Source organism: Bartonella sp. AA168HLJHH, from assembly GCF_042197365.1.
Lineage (GTDB): Bacteria > Pseudomonadota > Alphaproteobacteria > Rhizobiales > Rhizobiaceae > Bartonella.
This window is the reverse complement of sequence record NZ_JBHIRS010000061.1, coordinates 1-1,519: the sequence shown is the minus strand read 5'-3', so window position 1 is coordinate 1,519 and position 1,519 is coordinate 1. Positions and strand designations below refer to the sequence as shown.

2 protein-coding genes and 1 pseudogene are annotated in these 1,519 nt (G+C 38.0%); all 3 read right to left on the bottom strand.

What is annotated here, in order from left to right; genetic code table 11:
• Positions 1 to 165: 165 nt before the first annotated feature.
• Positions 166 to 515 (bottom strand): annotated as a pseudogene (locus tag ACFINM_RS09735) (hypothetical protein).
• 207 nt (positions 516 to 722) lie between these two features.
• Positions 723 to 905, bottom strand: a complete 183-nt coding sequence (locus ACFINM_RS09730; protein ID WP_375641299.1) for a hypothetical protein — start codon at positions 903 to 905, stop codon at positions 723 to 725.
• 24 nt (positions 906 to 929) lie between these two features.
• Entirely contained in the window at positions 930 to 1,352 is a 423-nt protein-coding gene (locus ACFINM_RS09725; protein ID WP_375641296.1) for a hypothetical protein, read from the bottom strand.
• Between the last annotated feature and the right edge of the window lie 167 nt (positions 1,353 to 1,519).

Here is a 1,519-nt window from a genome sequence, read left to right as displayed (position 1 = left end):
TCAGAAGGAATATGAGAATTGCATAAAATTGCAAAAACAGTTGTGACTATTACCAAAGAAACAGATGCGAATGTCAAAATACTTTGAATAAAGTAAGGATTTTTTTTAATTCCTAAAAAACATAAAAATATAAAAGTTATAATGCCAAACAAGGCTCTTAGCTGTTTATCTGTAAACATATTTATTTCCTGCGGTTTTCGATAATTTTTTGATCTCTTTATTGATCTCGTCTATAAGAGGTTCGTAATTGAGAACGCTTTTCGGAATAGCACCACCGTAAACCCAAGCTTTCACTTGCGCTTTGGTACTAAAATCCGCATTTTCTGGTGTGGTATAATACTGGCCGCCATCAAACTTTTCACATTCTCTTGTACCGTCTTCATATTTGTGGAGGTTGTAAAAATACTCCTCTGCTCCGTCCCCCCCCAAGGAACATAACCAACAGCTGTTGCAACAAACTCTTTTTGCATTGGTTGTTTACGCTTTTTTAAGAACAGGTCTTTTAATATTCTCATGTTTTTAGTCCATAATTTACCAATTGGTCTATTTACCTAAAATTTGACCGTACAGAGCGTTTTGTGTTTTTAATTGTAGTAAAAAACTTCAAATCTCTTTGTACGGTGCCTTTTTGTCGGTTTAAACACATATCTAATCCCAAAATGATCAGCGCTTTTCACTAGTTTACTAACCTGCAATGTTTTTCACTGTTCCCCCAAGACCATTTAAATTCCTTCAAGCTTTTGCTTTTCAATCAACGTGAGTGGTCTTGAATTCTCTCTCATTGCCTTTTCTTTCAGCCTTTTTTCACGGGTGCTCAAAACAGTCTTGCGTACACTTTCGGCTTTTGAAAGAAGGGTGTTTTCTACTGTCTGGCAATAAGTTAAAAGCTCTCCACAAGTTGGCATAAATGTTTTTGATATCCCAATTGCTTAACCCGTTACGATATTTTCGACGCCCTTTTTCATAGCATATGACGAAATGCGGTCCAGCATCATGCCATAGGATAAAACGACGGCTTTGGCGTCTGTATTCGCAGGGACTCTCATGCTTGAGAGTAGGAAAGAAGTTTGCTCAATTTGCTTAACTGAAGCTTTCACAGAAAGCAACGCTTGTAGATGATTCAAGCATCTAAGGTTAGCGCCTCCTCCTGTTTCGTCAATGTATTCCCAGCTTTCAGCGTCAATGGATGCCCCGGACTGATCATTTCCATAATCTTCTCCAGATGAGAAATGATCTCTGAGTTCGTTGAAGCCTTCTGCAAACTGTTCTGTGAAAGTTTTATGAGTGAATTTTCCATAATGACCACCTAACCGTTTTTCCTGTTCTAATCTTGCTTTTTTCTTTGCTAGCATTCCGATAGGGCTTGTGACCCAATTGTACCAAGTCCTTTGCCAATAGCGTTTGTTTGCATTTTTATTTGGATTTGCTATCCAGTAATTTGTGAACCGTTCGAATTCTAACAGCGCCTCATCATGGGTTAGCCTTTATCGATTGCGTATTGCAAATTAGGTTCAAAATC